We start from the raw sequence: 17,711 nt of genomic DNA, 5'->3' as shown, positions 1-17,711 counted from the left end.
ATTATCCGTGCTTAAACAAATTTATCTTTGCCGGGCGTGCGCCCCATCAGCAGCCCCTTGGAACCCGCGGTTTCGAGGACGAACGTCATGTCGGGCCAGTTTCGCCGCCAGCGCCGCGCGACCACCCGCTCGCCCGGGCGTGCGGCGTCGTCAAGCATGACCACGGCGCCGGGAGAAAGCCGCGTAAAGAGGCACTCGGCCGTACCGCGAACGTAGGGGTGCACCGTCCATGGCGGTCCGTCGATAACCATAAGGTCAATGCGGGCCGGAACGTCATCCAGTGCGTACCACAAGCCAGGCCAGGCTGGGTCGCGGCGGGTCAGCGGGGCATGGCGGAAATCGGCGCTGAGGCCGTGTTCGGCCAGCCACCGGCCCATTTCTTCGCTGAACGGCTGATGCTGGTCGTAGCTGATCAGCTGCCCCCCGCCATTGCGCGATAGTGCCTGCGCCATCACCAGCGACGATGCGCCGGACCCAAGCTCGACCACCTGCGCGGGGCGGGTCTGTTCGATCACGTCAACGATCCGGTGAAGCAGATACGTGTCTGCCTTCCAACTGCCGAGATGCGGCAGCGCGTCGCGCGGCAGGCCGATCCGGTCGAGCAGCCGATCCTTCTCTTCCAGCTTTCCGCCATAGAGGCTGCGCAACAGCCAGGGCAACTGGATGGCGCCGAAAGCCAGCTTGAACAGCGTCTCGCCCCAGGTCAGCTCGCCGCGTTGAGGCGCTGACGCGTCCTTGGACAGCAGTCCGGTCGGATTTCGGGTGGTCATGGGCCCCCTTACGAGCGCCTTGCGCGCCGCGATAGCATCAGACGGCAGGAACCGGCAGATTATCGATCAATCGAGTTCGGCCCATCCGTGCGGCAACGAGCAGCCGCGCAGGGTGGTGCGGCTGCTCGTGCAGTTGTGCGAGCGTTTCGGCATCGGCCAGCGCGGCATAATCCACACTGGCGAATCCGGCGTCAATCAAGGCCTGTTCCAATGTCGCCAGGGCCTCGGCAACCGGCGCGCCGGCGGCGATCTGCGCGGTCGCCGCCTGCATCTCGCGCGGCAGCGCGGCGGCGGCGGCGCGTTCTTCCGCCGTCAGGTATTGATTGCGGCTTGATAGTGCGAGGCCATCGGGCTCGCGCACGGTGGGCACGCCGATGATCGCATCGGCATGAGGCCGTACCAGATCGAGATCGCGCGCCATCCGGCGGATCATCGCGAGTTGCTGGAAATCCTTTTCCCCGAACAAGGCGCAATCGGGCTGGACCTGGTTGAACAGCTTAGCGACGACGGTCGCCACCCCGTCGAAATGACCGGGCCGCGCCGCGCCGCAGAAATCGGCCGTCAGCACGGCGACCGATGTCGTGGTGGCAAAGCCCTGCGGATACACCTCCTCGACCGGAGGCGCCCACAGCAGGTCCACCCTCTCGGCCACCAGCAGCGCGCTGTCAGCCGCCAGCCGGCGGGGATAGGCGGCGAGGTCCTCGCCTGGCCCGAACTGCGCCGGATTGACGAAGATCGACACCACCACCCGGTCCGCCCGCGCGCGCGCCTCGCGCACCAACGTCAAATGCCCTTCGTGCAGCGCGCCCATCGTCGGCACCAGCGCAATGCGCTCGCCGCCGGCGCGCCAGCCGGAGACGATAGTTCTCAACACTTCCAGCCGGTCTGCGGTTTGCACGCGGCCCCCTCACCGATAAAGCAGGGGCGCTTCTGCCATTTCCTGCGACAAGGACAAGCTCTTCGTGCCCGACGCTGCCGCCGCCAGCCCGCACCGTATCGTGTTTGCCAACGAAAAGGGCGGCACCGGCAAATCGACCACGGCGGTCCACGTCGCGGTCGCGCTGGCCTATCAGGGCGCGCGCGTGGCAGCGATCGACCTCGACCCGCGCCAGCGCACGCTGCACCGCTATTTCGAGAACCGCGCCGAAACCGAAAGCCGGCGCGGCATCACTCTCCCCGGCGCGCGGGCCGAGGTGTTTCGCGGCGAGACCCTCGCCGAGCTTGAGGCGCTGGCCGCCGAAGTCGGCGAGGGGTGCGATTTTGTGGTGTTCGACACGCCCGGCCGCGACGATGAATTCGCCCGCCATGTCGCCACTCAGGCGGACACGCTGGTCACCCCGCTCAACGATTCCTTCGTCGATTTCGACCTGATCGGGCAGGTCGATGCCGAAACCTTCAAAGTGCGCAAACTGTCCTTTTATGCCGAGCTGATCTGGGAAGCGCGGCTGAAGCGCAGCCGGGCGACGATTGAACAGCAGCGGCGCGAAATGGACTGGGTGGTGGTGCGCAACCGCACCGGCCATACCGAAGCGCGCAACATGGTCCGCATCGAGCGCGCACTGACCGAATTGTCCAAGCGCGTCGGCTTCCGCATCGCCAATGGCCTGTCCGAACGGGTGATCTACCGCGAGCTGTTTCCTTCGGGGCTGACGCTGCTCGACAAGGGGCACCTGGGCGAGCTTGGCACCAGCCATCTGGTCGCGCGGCAGGAACTGCGCGCGCTGATTGCCGGGCTCAATCTGCCGGTGCGCCAGCGGCCGAAACAGCTCGAACTGGCCTGACGCGGCCGGCTGATGCTGCTGCGGCTCGCCCTGCTGGTGATCGTCGGCGCGGTGCTGTGGCGCTGGGCGACGGGGCGCTGGCCCGGCCGTGGCCACGCACGAAGCCGCGCTGCCACGCGCGAAATTGCCGCCGCCTGTAACTTGCTGGGTGTGGTACCGGGGGCAAGCAGCGCCGACATCATCGCCGCGCATCGCCGGCAGATCGCGGCCGCGCACCCCGATCGCGGCGGCAGTGCCGAGGCCGTCCACGCGCTTGACGCTGCGCGCGACCTGCTGCTTGGCGACATCCGAGCCGCCAAAGGAGACCGCCTGCCATGACTCATCAGTTCGAACGGACCATCCTACGCGAATATGACATTCGCGGGGTCATTGGCGAAACGCTCGGTGCCGAGGATGCTCGTGCAATCGGCCGCAGCTTTGGCGCGATGCTGCGCGCGGCCGGCGGCCGCACGGTGGCGGTCGGCTATGATGGCCGCGTCAGCAGCCCGATGCTCGAACATGCACTGGTCGAAGGGCTGCGCGCGAGCGGCTGCGATGTGGTGCGGATCGGCCTCGGGCCGACGCCGATGCTCTATTATGCCGAAGCGTCAGCCGAAGAGGTGGATGGCGGCATTCAGATAACCGGCAGCCACAACCCCCCCAATTATAACGGCTTCAAGATGGTCTTTCAGGGGCGTCCGTTCTTCGGGGCGGACATCCAGGAACTCGGCCGGGTCGCGGCGGAGGGGCGCTGGAGCAGCGGGGCCGGCGCCGTCAGCGATCGGGCCGTGCTGGACGAATATGTCGAGCGGCTGCTGGAGGGGCTTGCGGGCGCGGATGAAGCGCGGCTGGGTGCCATGCGGATCGGCTGGGACGCGGGCAACGGCGCCGCTGGCCCCGCGCTCGAGAAACTGGTTGCGCGCCTGCCGGGCGAGCATGTCTGCCTCTACACTGATGTCGACGGGCATTTTCCCAACCATCATCCCGATCCCACTGTCGAAGCCAATCTGGCCGACCTTCGCGCGCTCGTCGCCGAGAAGAAGCTCGACTTCGGAGTAGCTTTCGACGGCGATGGCGACCGGATCGGCGCGATCGACGGCGAAGGCCGGGTCATCTGGGGGGATCAATTACTGATGATCTATGCCGAGGACGTCCTCGGGAAACTACCTGGTGCGACGGTGATCGCCGATGTGAAGGCAAGCCGCGCGCTGTTCGACCGGGTGGCGCAATTGGGCGGGCGGCCCGAAATGTGGAAGACCGGCCATTCGCTGATCAAGTCCAGAATGAAGGAAACCGGCGCCCCGCTGGCCGGCGAGATGAGCGGGCACGTGTTCTTCAAGGACGCGTATTACGGCTATGACGATGCGCTCTATGCCGGCGTCCGGCTGATGGCGGCCAGCGCGCGGCTGGGCCGCAGCGTGACCGAACTGCGCGGCGCCATGCCGGCGATGATCAACACGCCGGAACTGCGCTTCCAGGTGGACGAGAGCCGCAAGTTCCCTGCGGTCGAGGAAGTGCGCGCGCGGCTGGCCGACGCCGGCGCGAATGTCGATGCGACGGATGGCGTGCGTGTGTCGACGGCAGACGGCTGGTGGCTGCTGCGCGCGTCGAACACGCAGGACGTGCTCGTCGCCCGGGCCGAAAGCGACAGCGAAGCGGGCCTTGCGCGCCTTGTCGCCGAGGTGGATGCGCAGCTTGCCGCGAGCGGCATCGAACGCGGCGAAAGCGTCGGGCACTGAGCGGGGGAACGCCCGCCCCCCTGCTTCGCTGTTAACGCGTGACCGACACCGCGCTGCCCCCCGAGATTGCCGGATGGTTCGATGCGCGCGGCTGGCGTGTGCGGCGCCATCAGGCCGAGATGCTGGCAGTTGCCGCGCGCGGGCAGCACGCGCTGCTGGTGGCCGATACCGGCGCCGGCAAGACGCTGGCGGGGTTCCTGCCGACGCTGGCCGATTTCGCCCCGTCGCGGCTGGCCGGCGCGCCTGCGCCTGAGGGCATCCACACGCTCTACGTATCGCCGCTGAAGGCGCTGGCGCATGATGTGCAGCGCAATCTCATCGCCCCGGCGGACGAGATGGGCCTTGACATCCGCATCGAGACGCGCAGCGGCGATACCCCGTCCGACCGCAAACGGCGCCAGCGTGACAAGCCGCCGCATATCCTGCTGACGACGCCCGAAAGCCTCTCGCTGCTGCTGTCCTATCCCGACAGCTTCACGTTGTTTGCCGGGCTCAAACGGGTGGTGATCGACGAAATCCACGCTTTCGCCACAGGCAAGCGGGGCGATCTGCTGGCGCTGTGCCTCAGCCGCCTACAGGCGATTGCGTCGGCGATGCAGCGCGTCGCGCTGTCGGCGACGGTGGCCGATCCCGAGGCGTTTCGCGCTTGGCTGGCGCCATGGGGCGAGATCGACAGCGTGGCGCTGGTGGAAGGAGAAGAGGGCGCGCCCGCCGAGGTCGAAATCCTGCTGCCCGACGAGAGCCGCGTTCCTTGGGGCGGTCATGCGGCGACCTGGTCGATCCCGCAGCTATACGAGGAGATTCGCCGCAACCGGACGGTGCTGGTCTTCACCAATACCCGCTTTCTCGCCGAATATATCTTCCAGAACCTGTGGGACGTGAACGAGGACAAGCTGCCGATCGGCGTTCATCACGGCTCGCTCTCGGTCGAGGCGCGGCGCAAGGTCGAAGGGGCGATGGCGCGGGGCGAGCTGCGCGCGCTGGTGGCGACAGCCAGCCTCGACCTCGGGGTCGACTGGGGCGATATCGACCTCGTCGTGCAGATGGGCGCGCCCAAGGGGTCGAGCCGGCTGCTGCAGCGGATCGGCCGGGCCAATCACCGGCTCGATCAGGCGAGCCGGGCGCTGCTGGTGCCGGGCAACCGGTTCGAATTCCTCGAGGCTATGGCCGCGCGCGACGCGGTGGACGAGGGGCAGCGCGATGGCGAGGACTTCCGCGCCGGCGGGCTCGACGTGCTGGCCCAGCACGTCATGGCCTGCGCCTGCGCCGCGCCATTCGGCGAACAGGCGCTGCTGGCCGAAGTGCGCTCGACCTGGTCCTATGCCCAGGTTGACGAGGCGCTGTGGCAGCGGGTGCTCGAATTCGTCGCCACCGGCGGTTACGCGCTCAAAGCCTATGACCGGTTCCGCCGGATCGTGCGGGACGGCGCGGCGGAAGGCGACCCGCACTGGCGGCTTGCGCACCCCGAGCAGGCGGCGCGCCACCGGCTCAATGCCGGGATCATCGTCGACAGCGAGATGATGGAGGTCCGCTTCCGTAACGGCCGCTCGCTGGGCAAGGTCGAGGAACGGTTCGGCGCGACCTTGTCGGCGGGCGATACCTTCGCCTTTGCCGGGATGAGCCTCGAGGTGGAGCAGATCAAGGATACCGAAATCCGCGTCCGCGCAGCGAAAGGGTCAGCGATGATCCCGTCCTATGGCGGACAGCGGTTGCCGCTGACGACGCATCTGGCCGACCGCGTGCGTGCGTTGCTGGTCGACCGCGCGGGCTGGGCGCGCTTCCCCGACGATGTCCGCGAATGGCTGGAGGTGCAGGACTGGCGCTCCGAATTTCCCGGGCCGGGCACGCTGCTGGTCGAAAGCTTCCCGCACGGGCGCAAGCATTATCAGGTCTATTACACCTTCATCGGCTGGAATGCGAACCAGAGCCTGGGGATGCTGATCACCAAGCGGATGCAGGATCGCGGGCTTCTGCCGCTGGGGTTCAACGCCAACGATTACTGCCTCGCGGTGTGGAGCCTGAAGCCGGTGGACGATCCGGCACCGCTGCTGTCGCCCGACATCCTGACCGATGAATTCGTCGAATGGGTGCAGAACTCGCACCTTCTGCGCCGCGCGTTTCGTGAAGTGGCAGTGATTGGCGGACTGGTCGAACGCCAGCATCCGGGCAAGCGCAAGACGGGCAAGCAGGTCACCTTCTCGACCGACCTGATTTATGACGTGCTGCGCAAATATGAACCCGATCATCTGCTGCTGCAGGCGGCGTGGGCCGATGCGCGCGAGAGGATGACTGATATCGGCCGGTTGGGCGCGCTGCTCGATCAGGCGGAGGAGCAATTGCATCATGTCGTGCTCGACCGGGTCAGCCCGCTGGCGGTGCCGGTGATGACGCTGATTGGCCGCGAACGCACGCCCGAAGGCGCGGTGGACGACGAGTTGCTGCTGCTTGAGGCTGACACGCTGGCGGGCGCGGCGATGCGGGTAGACGTGGCTGATCCGCTCGATTGAGGGACGCGCATGAAAAAGGGGGCGGATCACTCCGCCCCCTGATCAACTATCGGCTGAAGCCCGCTTACTGTGCGGTGCCGAATGTCCGGTATTGTTCGTTGCCGACGAAGCCGAAGCGCGTCACGCCCGAACCCTTGATGATGTTGAGCACCCGGGCCGACAGATCGTAGCTCGCCTGTGCCTCGGGCTCGAACTGCAACTCGGGCTCGACCGCCATGTTCTTCGAGATATTGAGATTGTTGACTAACTCGCCATCCGAGATGGGCGTGCCGTTCCACAAGATCTGATCAGCCTGCGTGAGCACGATCTTGTTCTTGTCCGGCTCCACATCAGGTGTGTCGGGATTGTTGTTAGGTGCCGGCAGGTCGATGTTCACCGCATGGGTCGCCACCGGGATGGTAATGATGAACATGATGAGCAGAACGAGCATGACGTCGATAAGCGGCGTCGTGTTCATTTCCATCATCGGGCTGCCATCGTCCTTGCCGCCTGACATTGCCATGATGCGTTACTCCTCAAAAATTCGCGCTGGCGCGGATCAGCCGTTGGGATCGACCGGGTTCGAAATGAACCCGACAGTCGGGTAGCCCGCCGCCTGGACGTTGTAGATGGTACCGGCAACACAGCGCCACGGCGCGTTCACGTCGCCGCGGATATGGACCTGCGGGATCTTGTCGGGATCCTTCATGATTTGCTCGGGCCCGCCGGCGCGCTGCACGATCGCGTCGAGCCGCTCGAACGCCTGATCATACAGTTCCTGCGAGGTGACGGGCGTGGTGTTGTTGAAATACACCCGGCATTCGCCCTCGCGTGCCGCGCCTTCGAAGCCCGGTTCACCGGCGCTGCGGCCGGCGCTGTCCGTGGTCGAGACCGTCAGCAGCAGGTTTTCGACCTTATCCTTGGATTCGGTCGATTCGATGATCGGAATACGCAGCTTCTCGATCGTCTGGATGGCGACCGGGACGGCGATGAGGAAGATGATCAGCAGCACGAGCATCACGTCGACCAGCGGGGTCGTGTTGATCTCCGACATCGGCGTATCAGCGCCGCCGCCTCCTGTCGAAATCGCCATTGTTTACATCCTATCCATAAATCACGTGTCGGGCAGCGTGTGCCGGGCAGAGCTCCTAGGCCCGCCCGGCACCATGGCGCTGTTACGGACGCTTCGGCGTCGTCGTAGTGGTGCTAGTGGTCGTTCCGGCGACCGGGGCAGCCGTCGTGCCAGTCGCGGTCGTGCCTGCGGTGCCCGGACGGGCGGCGGGTGCTGCCGTGGCGGCGACCTTGCCAGCCTGCTGGGTCGACGTCGCCGTCATCACCTGCGGACGAACGGCACCCTTCGAGGTGATGTTCGCCAGCAGGTCAGTCGAGAAGCCCGACAGCAGCTCGGCGATCTTCTTGTTGCGCGCCTGCAGCCAGTTATAGGCGAGCACGGCGGGAACCGCGACAAGCAGACCGATGGCGGTCATGATCAGCGCTTCACCGACGGGGCCGGCGACCTTGTCGATCGAGGCCGAACCGGCAAGACCGATGTTGATCAGCGCGCGGTAGATCCCGATAACCGTCCCGAGCAGCCCGACGAACGGCGCGGTAGCGCCCACGGTGGCGAGGAACGAGAGGCCGCCCGACAGCTTCGAATTGATCGCCGCTTCCGAACGGGCGAGCGAGCCGTGCAGCCAGTCATGCGCTTCGAGGCTGTTGGGCATCTTGTCGTGCGAAGCTTCGGCGGCGAGGCCGTCATCGACCAGCTGGCGCCAGGCGCTGTTCTTCTCGAGCTTGGCGGCGCCGTCGCGCAGCGAGTTGGCCCGCCAAAAGTTCGACCGAACGTCCTTGTATTGGTTGAGAATCTTCTGCTGTTCCAGCCACTTGGTGATCAGGATGTAGAACGAGCCGACCGACATGATGACCAGGACGCCGAAAATGGTCCAGGCGATCACACCGCCCTGTTCCATCGCTTCCATGAAGCCGAACTGATTCTGCGGGGCCGCTTCGCCAGCCGCCACTGCAAGGGTTTCGATGATCATTGCGAATATCCTCTTTCGAAATTTAAGCTCTTGGCGGCCGGAGCAGCGCCCCGGCCAGGCGTTTATTCAGGCAATTGCCAGCGAACCGTTCCGCGATAGGTCGAGGCGATCTTAGTGCCGCCGACGGCCTCGGCCGGATTGAACCGGGCCCTGCGCTGCAGCAAACTGCACGAGGCATCCTTGAGCGGCTGCGGCGCGGAGCCGCCCGTGATCGAGCAACCGGTGACGCGGCCATCGGCACCCACTTCCAGCGTGAATGAGACTGTGCCGGTATATTCGGCGCTGACCCACTGCGAGCGGTAATCGTCCGGCGTGATCCACGAGCCCGGCGCTCCGCGCGGTGACACGGCCTTGGCCGGCGCCGCAGGTGGCGGCGGCGGAGGCGGCGGCGGCGGAGGCGCGGGCGGAGGCGGCGGGCCGACCGGCGCCGACGGCGGAATGATCCGCGCAGGCGGAGCCGGCGGCGGGATTTCCGTCTGCGTGCGGATCTGCGGCGGAGCCGGCGCGATATTGATCGGCGGCGGCGGCGCAACCGGCGGCGGCGGAGCGGTTTCCGGCACCGGTTCGGGTGGCGGCGGCTCTTCTTCGGGCGGCGGCGGCTCTTCGATATCGACCGTGGTCACCCGTTCAAGCACCTGCTGCGCCGCCTTGTAGGCGAGCCCGGTGACGAGCGCATAACCAAGGGCGATATGAATGAGAGCTACGATAATGATCGCGACAATGCGACTGCCGCTCATTTGTTGGTCAGCGTAGGCCATTCAGTCCCATCACTCCGTCATCACTGGCCGGGTCGGAACCCGGCAAATCCCGCTGCGCCCGCAAAAGCGCACCGGATAACCTGCTTGTCCACCCTGCCGAAGCCGGAATACGGCAACCGTTCCATTGGCCGCCCGCATCCATCAGACCCGGCGCGGGCCATACGGGGTTGTTATGTTTTGCTATCCCCGATGGGCGGACCCTTAGCCACAAAGGGGCAGGCCGCGCAAACGCTTTATCGGTTAAGGGGTGATTCACGGCGGGGGCTTTCGTAAAGCGTAAGTGTGGTTGGCAGCCGGTTTGCTGTCCCGCCGGTCGGTGCGAAGGAAAGAATATGACGCGGCTCAAGGTTTTATCGGTTTTCGCGCTGACGCTGCTGTTCGCGCCGCCACTCGGGGCACAGAGTGGCGCAGCGGGCGGGCAACCCGCCGCCCCGCTGCCGACCTACGCCGATCTGGCAACCCTGGCCGATGGTGCGCCGCTGGTCGTGCGGGCAGAGATTCGCCGGCAGACCACCATCCCCGCCGAGCGCGCGGCCACGCTCGCGCCCGGCCATGCGCGGCTGCTGGTAGAGGCGCGCACCGGGGCGCTGATCGCGGGCACGACGCCGCTCGGTGAAGGGCTGCGCTATCTGGTCGATGTGCCGCTCGATGCGCGGGGTAAAGTACCCAAGCTGCGCAAGCGGCAGGTCCTGCTGTTTGCCCGCACCGTGCCGGGCCGGCCGGGCGAATTGCAGCTGGTCGCACCGGCGGCGCAGCTCGATTGGAGCCCCGCACTCGAAGCTGCGCTGCGCCCGATCCTGGCGGAGCTCGCCGCGCATGATGCGCCGCGCCGCGTGACCGGGGTGCGGGATGCGCTGGCTGTACCCGGCAATCTGGCGGGCGAATCGGAAAGCCAGATCTTCCTCACCACCGAAGCGGGCGCGCCGGCCTCGCTCACCGTGCTGCGCCGGCCGGGCATGGCACCCAGCTGGGGCGTGTCGTGGGGCGAGATCGTCGATCAGGCAGCGGCCGCCCCGGCGCGCGGCACGCTGGGCTGGTATCGCCTCGCCTGCAGCCTGCCGCCTCGTCTTCCCGCAGCGGCCAACCTGGCCGGCGATGCCGCGGCGCGCGGGCTGGCCGAGCGCGATTTTGCGCTGGTGATCGACCAGCTCGGGCCGTGCGAGCGGACGCTGCCGGTGCGCTGAGCCCGGACGGGAGCCGGATTTAGCGCGGGCAAGACAAACTCCCTCCCGCTCGGTGCCATGCCGCGCTAGGGGGCGGGGCATGATCATCGTCCGAAAATTGCCCGCCGCATGACCAGGCCGCTCAGGATCGCGCTCGCCGGGATCGGCACTGTCGGCGCGGGCGTGGTCCGTCTGCTCGACGAGAACGCCGCGCTGGTCGCGGCGCGTGCCGGGCGGCCGATCACCATCGTCGCGGTCAGCGCGCGCGACCGGGCCAAGCAGCGCGAGGTCGATGTCAGCCGCTTCGCCTGGGAAGACGACATGGCCGGAATGGCCGAGCGCACCGATGTCGATGTGGTGGTCGAGCTGGTCGGCGGAGCGGACGGGCCGGCACTAGCGCTCGCCCGCCGGACGATCGCGGCGGGCAAGGGGCTGGTCACTGCCAACAAGGCGATGATCGCGCATCACGGGCTGGAACTGGCCGAGGCCGCCGAAGCGGCCGGCGTTCCGCTCAAATTCGAGGCCGCGGTGGCGGGCGGCATTCCGGTGGTCAAAGCCTTGCGCGAAGGGGCCGCGGCCAATGCGCTGTCGCGGATTTACGGCATCCTCAACGGCACCTGCAATTACATCCTCTCGACGATGGAGGATAGCGGCGCCGAATTCGCCGCCACGCTGGCCGAGGCGCAGGCGCTCGGCTATGCCGAGGCCGACCCGTCCTTCGACATTGACGGGGTCGATGCCGGGCACAAGCTGGCGATCCTTGCCGCGATCGGCTTCGGCGCCCGGCTCGACTTGGCCGCGCTCGATGCGCAGGGCATCCGCCAGATCCGCGCCGCCGACATCGCCCAGGCCGAGGCGCTGGGTTATGTCATCCGCCTGATCGGCCGGGCCGACGTCGCCGCCGAGGCCGATGGCACCACCGCGCTGCTCCAGCAGGTCCGCCCCTGCCTTGTCCCGCGCAACCACCCGCTGGCCCATGTCGACGGGCCGACCAATGCGGTGGTGGCCGAAGGCAATTTCTCCGGCCGGCTGCTGTTTCAGGGCGCCGGCGCGGGCGACGGCCCCACGGCCAGCGCCGTGGTCGCCGACCTGATCGATATCGCCCGCGGCGAGGCGGGTCCGGCCTTTTCGGTGCCGGTCGCCGAGCTTGCCCCCATCCCAGCCGCCGATCCGGGAGCGCGCCGCCAGCAGGCCTATCTGCGCTTCATGGTCGCCGACCGGCCCGGCGTGCTGGCCGAGATCGCCGCCGCGATGCGCGATGCGGGTGTTTCCATCGCCAGCCTGATCCAGAAGGGCCATCCCGGCAATGGCGGCCCGGTGCTGGTGGCGATGGTCACCCATGACGGCCCGCAACGCTGCGTGGACGAGGCGCTGGCGCTGCTCGACGGCTCGCCCAGCCTGGCCGAACCGCCGCTGGTTCTGCCGATCCTCGGCGCCTGATCAGCCCTCCGGTGCTGGCGACGGCGGAGGCGGGGGCGGCGGCGTCGGCGTAGCAACCGGCGCTGGCCCCTCATTGCCGGTCGGCGTCAGACCGCGCCCGACCCGGTCGGCGTCCGAACCCGGCGGCGTGTCGGGCAATTGCGAGAAATCCACCATATAGGCCGGCGGCGGCGGGCAGTTGGTGACGCCCGGCACGCAGATGCCGCTGACGGTTGCCGGCCCGTGGAAAATATACTCACCGGCGACATCGGGCGGCGGCGGGTTGCCCCGGTTCATCGTTTCGCGCGCATAGCGGTTCTGCGCGTCTTCGGGGCTGGCGATGCGGTGCTGGTTCGGGTCGTCCCACGGCGCGCAGACGATGATTTCGTTCGGCTCGGCATCGGGCGGGCGGGCGCAGGTCGGCTGCGGGCGCGCCTGCGGCTGGGCGGGGCCATAGCCGGCCTGCGCCCGCGCGAATTGCGGGGCCCCGGCAGCGGCGAACAGAGCGACGAGCGCCAGCATCATTCCAGCCCGTCTCGACAACCGGCAACTCCCTCTCTAGGTGCGGCGCGAACCTTGCCACGGGGACTTAATCCGCCATGAACGACATTGCCACCAAGCGCTCCAGCGTGCTCGACCGCGTGCTGGTGCTGGAGATGGTCCGCGTGACCGAAGCCGCCGCCATCGCCGCCTCGTCGCTGATCGGTCGGGGCGACGAGAAAGCTGCCGACGCCGCCGCGGTGGAGGCGATGCGCAAGGCGTTCGACACGCTCGAAATCGACGGCACGGTGGTGATCGGCGAAGGCGAGCGCGACGAGGCACCGATGCTGTATATCGGCGAAAAGGTCGGCGGCGCGCCCGGCACCGGCCCCAGGATCGATATCGCGCTCGATCCGCTGGAAGGAACCACCATCACCGCCAAGGCCGGCCCCAATGCGCTGGCCGTGCTCGCCGCAGCCGAACAGGGCTGCCTGCTCAACGCGCCCGATACTTATATGGACAAGCTGGCGATCGGCCCCGGCTATCCCGAAGGGATCGTCAGCCTGAACAATTCGGTGACCGAAAATGTCAATGCGCTGGCCGAGGCCAAGGGCGTCAAACCGTCGGAGATCATTGTCTGCGTGCTCGACCGGCCGCGCCATGCCGAGATCATCGCCGAATTGCGCGGCCTTGGCTGCGGCATCCAGCTGATCCCCGATGGCGATGTCGCCGGGGTGATCGCGGTGACCAATCCCGATACCACGATCGACATGTATATGGGCCAGGGCGGCGCCCCCGAAGGGGTGCTGGCGGCGGCCGCCCTGCGTTGTGTCGGCGGGCAGTTCAACGGCCGGCTGGTGTTCCGCAACGAGGACGAACGCGCCCGCGCCCGCAAGTGGGGGATCGAGGATTTCGACCGCATCTACAAGCTCGAAGACCTCGCCAAGGGCGACTGCATCTTTGCCGCGACCGGGGTCACCAGCGGCAGCCTGCTCGACGGGGTGAAGCGCCTGCGCGGCGGAACGATGACCACCGAAAGCGTGGTGATGCGCGCCTCCAGCGGCACCGTGCGGTGGATCAAGGGCGAGCACCGCATCGGCTGATCGCGGACAACGACCGTCGCCCCCTGTTACGCGGCGGTCCTCCGCACGCCTGACAGGGGTTCGCGGTGGATCAAGGGCGAGCACCGCATCGGCTGATCGCGGACAACGACCGTCGCCCCCTGTTACGCCGCGGTCCTCCGCACGCCTGACAGGGGTTCGCGGTGGATCAAGGGCGAGCACCGCATCAGGTGATCGGGGCTTGGCGGCGGGCCGCGCGGGCCGCTCCGGATGACAATGACCCGGGGGTTTTGCGAAACTTTGCGGGCGCGGTCGGGCGACGCGGGCGAGCACCCGTCGCTGGATCGCGCCTGAGCGGCTGAGCAGCCGCAGAAGCGCGGAATTGTCAGGTTTTCGGCTGATCGCGACGAGCGTGCCGCGATAGAGCACGGGCCGGACCAACCCGCTGCCGGCGCGCTTGGCCAGCGCGGCCTGTGTCACCTTCCGATAATCGAACCTTGGCCCCGCCAGCCGGCCGCTGCCGGGCGGGGTCAGCACCCGGTCCCACGCGGCGGCAAACCCGGCCGCATCCGCGCGCCCGCGCAACCGATAGGCGCTCGCCCGGCTCATCCCCACCGCCGCCGCCGCCGCGCGCACCGAGCCGGTCCAGTAGAGCGCGGCGAGAAACCGGCACTGGCGCGCCACGCTCCACCCGTCGCTGCGCGCGCGGACGGGCACCGGGGTGAACCAGCCGGGCCGGCGGCGCTGTGTGTGGGCGGGAGGCGCGTGCATGGGTGCGCATAAGCCACAGATGCGTGGGTGTAGGACAGGGGGTTGAGTGCGGTGGCCAGCTGGACCTCGGTTCAGCCCGGGGTGAGCGAATAGTTAATCTAGTCGCCCCGGACTTGATCCGGGGCCCCGCTGTTCGGGCGGCGCTACACAATGCGCTCCCACAGATCGTCCCAACCGGGATTGGCGCGTTCGATCAGCGCTATCTTCCACGGGCGGCGCCAGCGCTTCAGCCGTTTCTCATGCGCGATCGCTTCGATCATCGAGCCTGCCTGGTCTGCCCAGACGAGCCGCGTCAGGCCGTGCTGCGCGCAAAACGCCGAGCCCTCACCCCGCCGGTGTTGGTCGACGCGCGCGGCGAGGTCGGATGTGACCCCGACATAGAGCGTCCCGCGATAGCGGTTGGCCATGAAATACACCCAGCCGGTTTTTGCGCACTCCATCGTGCGGGTGAAAACGTAGCTGGACCCCGGGTCAAGCCCGGGGTGACAGAATAATGAACCTCGTCGCCCCGGACTTGATCCGGGGCCCCGCTTCGGAACCACCCCCGCCCATTGCAATCCCGCCCTCCTGCGCTATCGCGCGCGCACCCCGAATCCTGCCACGAGGACCAGCGCTGCGATGAAGATCATGTCCGGCAATTCGAACCTTCCGCTGGCCCGGGCGATTGCCGGCTATCTCGAACTGCCGCTGACCGATGCCAGTGTGCGCCGCTTCGCGGACGAGGAGATCTTCGTCGAAATCCACGAAAATGTCCGCGGCGAGGATGTCTTTCTGGTTCAGTCGACCTCGTACCCGGCGAACGACAATCTGATGGAATTGCTGATCGGGATCGACGCGCTGCGGCGCGCCTCGGCGCGGCGGATTACCGCGGTGATCCCCTATTTCGGTTATGCCCGCCAGGATCGCAAACCCGGCCCGCGCACGCCGATTTCGGCCAAGCTGGTGGCCAATCTGATTACCGAAGCGGGCGCTGACCGGGTGCTGGCGGTGGACCTCCATGCCGGGCAGATCCAGGGCTTCTTCGACATTCCGACCGACAATCTGTTCGCCGCGCCGGTCATGGCTGCCGATATCCAGGCGCGCTATGGCGATCAGGCGCTGATGGTGGTGTCGCCCGATGTCGGCGGCGTGGTCCGCGCCCGGGCGCTCGCCAAGCGGCTCGACAATGCGCCGCTCGCGATCGTCGACAAGCGCCGCGACCGGCCGGGCGAGTCCGAGGTGATGAACATTATCGGCGACGTGTCGGGCCGGCACTGCATCCTGATCGACGATATCGTCGATTCGGGCGGGACGCTGTGCAATGCGGCGCAGGCGCTGCTCGATGGCGGGGCAAAGTCGGTTGCCGCCTATATTACGCACGGCGTGCTGTCAGGCGGGGCGGTGGCGCGGGTGGACAATTCCGCGCTCAAGGAACTGGTCATCACCGACACCATCCGCGCGGTCGACGCAGCGCAGGATTCCGAGCGCATCCGCACCCTCACGGTCGCCCCGCTGATCGGCGAGGCAATGCGCCGGATTGCTGACGAGAGCAGCGTGTCGAGCCTGTTCGATTGATCCCAGGCGCGGCTCATGACGATCCTTCGACAAGCTCAGGATGAGCGACGGAGATTCTGAGCTGAACCCCGCTCACCCCTGAGCCTGTCGAAGGGTGTCGGCACAGCAGCACGGCGAAAGGTAGTCCCCGCATGGCCCGTTCTTCCGACATCGCGCTGGCCAACCGCCTCACCGATGCGGCGCGGGCGGCGATCGTGCCGCTCTATCGCGGGGCATGGGCGGAGGAGCGCAAGGCGGATCAGTCCTTCGTCACCGAAGCCGACCGCGCGGCCGAGGCGGCGATGCGCGCCATCCTCGAGGCCGAAGCGCCGGATGACGGCATCATCGGCGAGGAATATGGCACGGTGCGCGAAGGTGCGGCGCGGCAATGGGTGCTCGATCCGATTGACGGCACCACCAGCTTCATCGCCGGGCGGCCGATCTTCGGCACGTTGATCGCGCTGCTGCAGGAAGGCTGGCCGGTGCTCGGCGTGATCGACCAGCCGGTGCTGGGCGAACGCTGGCTGGGCGCGGCGGGCAAGGCGACGACGCTCAACGGCGCGGCGGTCCGCAGCCGGCCGTGCCGCGAGCTTGGCGATGCGGTGCTTGCCACCACCAGCCCGCACCTGTTCAGCGCGGGCGAGGCGGATCACTTCATGGCGCTGGCGCAGGCGGTGGCGGCGCGCAAGATCGTCTATGGGGGCGATTGCTACAATTACGGGCTGCTGGCCGCCGGGCACCTCGATGTCGTGTGCGAAGCGGGGCTGAAGCTCCATGATTTCGCCGCGCTCGTGCCGGTGGTCGAGGGCGCGGGCGGGTTGATGTGCGACTGGGCGGGCGAACCGCTCCATGCCGGCAGCGACGGGACGGTGCTGGCGCTGGGCGATCCGGCACGGCTGGAGGCGGTGCTGGACGCGATGGGCATTGCCGAACCGAGCTTCCCTGTCGCCAGCTGACGCTTGCATTATTGCGCAGGCACGCTAAAGGCGCGCGCTTCATTGACACGCAATTGTCCCGCCTGCCTGGCTGACAGGGCTGCCAGGGCCGGCGCGAGCGTGTCTCTTGTGAAGGAGACCGAAATGCCCAAGATGAAGACCAAGAGCGGTGTGAAGAAACGCTTCAAGTTCACCGCCACCGGCAAGGTCAAGCACGGCGTCGCTGGCAAGCGCCACCGGCTGATCAGCCACAATGCGAAATACATCCGCCAGAACCGCGGCACCTCCGTCCTGTCCGAACACGACACGCCGGCGGTCAAGCGTTGGGCCCCCTACGGGCTCGACTGAGCGCGTTTCCGATTTAGGAGTATTTCAGCATGTCCCGTATCAAACGCGGCGTCACCACGCGCCAGAAGCACAAGCGGATCCTCGACCAGGCCAAGGGCTATCGCGGTCGCCGCAAGAACACCATCCGCATCGCCCGCCAGGCGGTCGAGAAGGCCGGGCAATACGCCTATCGCGACCGCAAGGTGAAGAAGCGGTCGTTCCGCGCGCTGTGGATCCAGCGGATCAACGCCGCGGTCCGCGCCGAAGGGCTCACCTATTCGCAGTTCATGCACGGCGCCAAGCTTGCCGGGATCGAGCTCGACCGTAAGGTGATGGCCGACCTCGCGATGAACGAAGGCGGCGCCTTTACCGCCATCATCGCGCAGGCGAAGCAGGCGCTGCCCGCCTGACACGATAACGGCCCCTCGCGGCCGGTGAAAAGCGCCGCTCCCGCCAGTGGGGGTGGC

Annotated in this window: 19 protein-coding genes; 11 read left to right on the top strand and 8 right to left on the bottom strand. The window is 67.5% G+C overall.

The genetic code is table 11. The features are described 5' to 3' along the window. Positions 1-11 precede the first annotated feature (11 nt). Together ILT46_RS06675 and panC are read right to left on the bottom strand one after the other, a co-directional pair. A complete protein-coding gene (locus ILT46_RS06675) occupies positions 12-770 on the bottom strand; it encodes a class I SAM-dependent methyltransferase (protein WP_199503854.1) in 759 nt (252 codons plus the stop codon). Positions 771-807: 37 nt separating this feature from the next. Continuing rightward, positions 808-1,668, bottom strand: coding sequence for a pantoate--beta-alanine ligase (gene panC, locus ILT46_RS06670; protein WP_199503853.1), 861 nt, complete (start codon positions 1,666-1,668; stop codon positions 808-810). Between the two features lie 64 nt (positions 1,669-1,732). Here panC and ILT46_RS06665 point away from each other — a divergent pair, with 64 nt between their 5' ends. From ILT46_RS06665 to ILT46_RS06650, 4 genes are read left to right on the top strand one after another with little or no spacing between them, the layout of a single operon-like run. Further along, a complete protein-coding gene (locus ILT46_RS06665; protein WP_199503852.1) occupies positions 1,733-2,551 on the top strand; it encodes a division plane positioning ATPase MipZ in 819 nt (272 codons plus the stop codon). 12 nt (positions 2,552-2,563) lie between these two features. Further along, the gene (locus tag ILT46_RS06660; protein ID WP_233397064.1) at positions 2,564-2,869 is read left to right on the top strand and encodes a molecular chaperone DnaJ; all 306 of its coding nucleotides are present in this window, start codon (positions 2,564-2,566) and stop codon (positions 2,867-2,869) included. Then, on the top strand, positions 2,866-4,269 hold the full coding sequence (pgmG, locus tag ILT46_RS06655; RefSeq protein ID WP_199503851.1) for a phosphoglucomutase/phosphomannomutase PgmG: 1,404 nt from the start codon (positions 2,866-2,868) through the stop codon (positions 4,267-4,269). The genes ILT46_RS06660 and pgmG overlap by 4 nt, the downstream gene beginning before the upstream one ends. A gap of 38 nt (positions 4,270-4,307) precedes the next feature. Then, entirely contained in the window at positions 4,308-6,776 is a 2,469-nt protein-coding gene (locus ILT46_RS06650; protein WP_199503850.1) for a ligase-associated DNA damage response DEXH box helicase, read from the top strand. Between the two features lie 64 nt (positions 6,777-6,840). Here the strand turns inward: ILT46_RS06650 and ILT46_RS06645 are convergent, their stop codons facing one another. The 4 genes from ILT46_RS06645 to ILT46_RS06630 form a co-directional block, all read right to left on the bottom strand. Then, positions 6,841-7,278 carry an ExbD/TolR family protein gene (locus ILT46_RS06645; RefSeq protein WP_199503849.1) on the bottom strand — a complete coding sequence of 146 codons (438 nt, stop codon included), beginning with the start codon at positions 7,276-7,278 and terminating at the stop codon, positions 6,841-6,843. Positions 7,279-7,314: 36 nt separating this feature from the next. Next, a complete protein-coding gene (locus ILT46_RS06640; protein ID WP_199503848.1) occupies positions 7,315-7,848 on the bottom strand; it encodes an ExbD/TolR family protein in 534 nt (177 codons plus the stop codon). Positions 7,849-7,930: 82 nt separating this feature from the next. Continuing rightward, complete coding sequence (locus ILT46_RS06635; protein ID WP_199503847.1) at positions 7,931-8,797, bottom strand: MotA/TolQ/ExbB proton channel family protein; 867 nt, start codon at positions 8,795-8,797, stop codon at positions 7,931-7,933. 62 nt (positions 8,798-8,859) lie between these two features. Then, positions 8,860-9,555: an energy transducer TonB gene (locus ILT46_RS06630; RefSeq protein ID WP_199503846.1), complete on the bottom strand. Its 696-nt coding sequence runs from the start codon at positions 9,553-9,555 to the stop codon at positions 8,860-8,862. Between the two features lie 332 nt (positions 9,556-9,887). Here ILT46_RS06630 and ILT46_RS06625 point away from each other — a divergent pair, with 332 nt between their 5' ends. Both ILT46_RS06625 and ILT46_RS06620 read left to right on the top strand, forming a co-directional pair. Then, on the top strand, positions 9,888-10,739 hold the full coding sequence (locus ILT46_RS06625; protein WP_199503845.1) for a hypothetical protein: 852 nt from the start codon (positions 9,888-9,890) through the stop codon (positions 10,737-10,739). Positions 10,740-10,847: 108 nt separating this feature from the next. After that, complete coding sequence (locus ILT46_RS06620) at positions 10,848-12,158, top strand: homoserine dehydrogenase (protein ID WP_199503844.1); 1,311 nt, start codon at positions 10,848-10,850, stop codon at positions 12,156-12,158. Here the strand turns inward: ILT46_RS06620 and ILT46_RS06615 are convergent, their stop codons facing one another. Continuing rightward, on the bottom strand, positions 12,159-12,662 hold the full coding sequence (locus tag ILT46_RS06615; RefSeq protein ID WP_199503843.1) for a hypothetical protein: 504 nt from the start codon (positions 12,660-12,662) through the stop codon (positions 12,159-12,161). It abuts the gene before it with no gap. 74 nt (positions 12,663-12,736) lie between these two features. On the opposite strand from ILT46_RS06615, the gene glpX reads away from it, so the two are divergent. Next, a complete protein-coding gene (gene glpX, locus ILT46_RS06610) occupies positions 12,737-13,720 on the top strand; it encodes a class II fructose-bisphosphatase (RefSeq protein WP_199503842.1) in 984 nt (327 codons plus the stop codon). Positions 13,721-14,592: 872 nt separating this feature from the next. Here glpX and ILT46_RS06605 read toward each other — a convergent pair. Continuing rightward, positions 14,593-14,889, bottom strand: coding sequence for a GIY-YIG nuclease family protein (locus tag ILT46_RS06605; protein WP_199503841.1), 297 nt, complete (start codon positions 14,887-14,889; stop codon positions 14,593-14,595). A gap of 178 nt (positions 14,890-15,067) precedes the next feature. Between ILT46_RS06605 and ILT46_RS06600 the strand changes: the two genes are divergently transcribed. The 4 genes from ILT46_RS06600 (at position 15,068) to rplT (ending at position 17,654) form a co-directional block, all read left to right on the top strand. Then, a complete protein-coding gene (locus tag ILT46_RS06600; protein ID WP_199503840.1) occupies positions 15,068-16,003 on the top strand; it encodes a ribose-phosphate pyrophosphokinase in 936 nt (311 codons plus the stop codon). Between the two features lie 131 nt (positions 16,004-16,134). Beyond that, on the top strand, positions 16,135-16,938 hold the full coding sequence (locus ILT46_RS06595; protein ID WP_199503839.1) for an inositol monophosphatase family protein: 804 nt from the start codon (positions 16,135-16,137) through the stop codon (positions 16,936-16,938). Positions 16,939-17,061: 123 nt separating this feature from the next. Then, positions 17,062-17,265 carry a 50S ribosomal protein L35 gene (rpmI, locus tag ILT46_RS06590; RefSeq protein WP_199503838.1) on the top strand — a complete coding sequence of 68 codons (204 nt, stop codon included), beginning with the start codon at positions 17,062-17,064 and terminating at the stop codon, positions 17,263-17,265. A gap of 29 nt (positions 17,266-17,294) precedes the next feature. Next, on the top strand, positions 17,295-17,654 hold the full coding sequence (gene rplT, locus ILT46_RS06585) for a 50S ribosomal protein L20 (protein WP_199503837.1): 360 nt from the start codon (positions 17,295-17,297) through the stop codon (positions 17,652-17,654). Positions 17,655-17,711: the final 57 nt, after the last annotated feature.

This window comes from Qipengyuania sp. YIM B01966 (assembly GCF_016461955.1).
GTDB lineage: Bacteria > Pseudomonadota > Alphaproteobacteria > Sphingomonadales > Sphingomonadaceae > QFOP01.
Note: the sequence above shows the minus strand (reverse complement) of the source record. Positions and strands in the feature narration are given on the sequence as shown.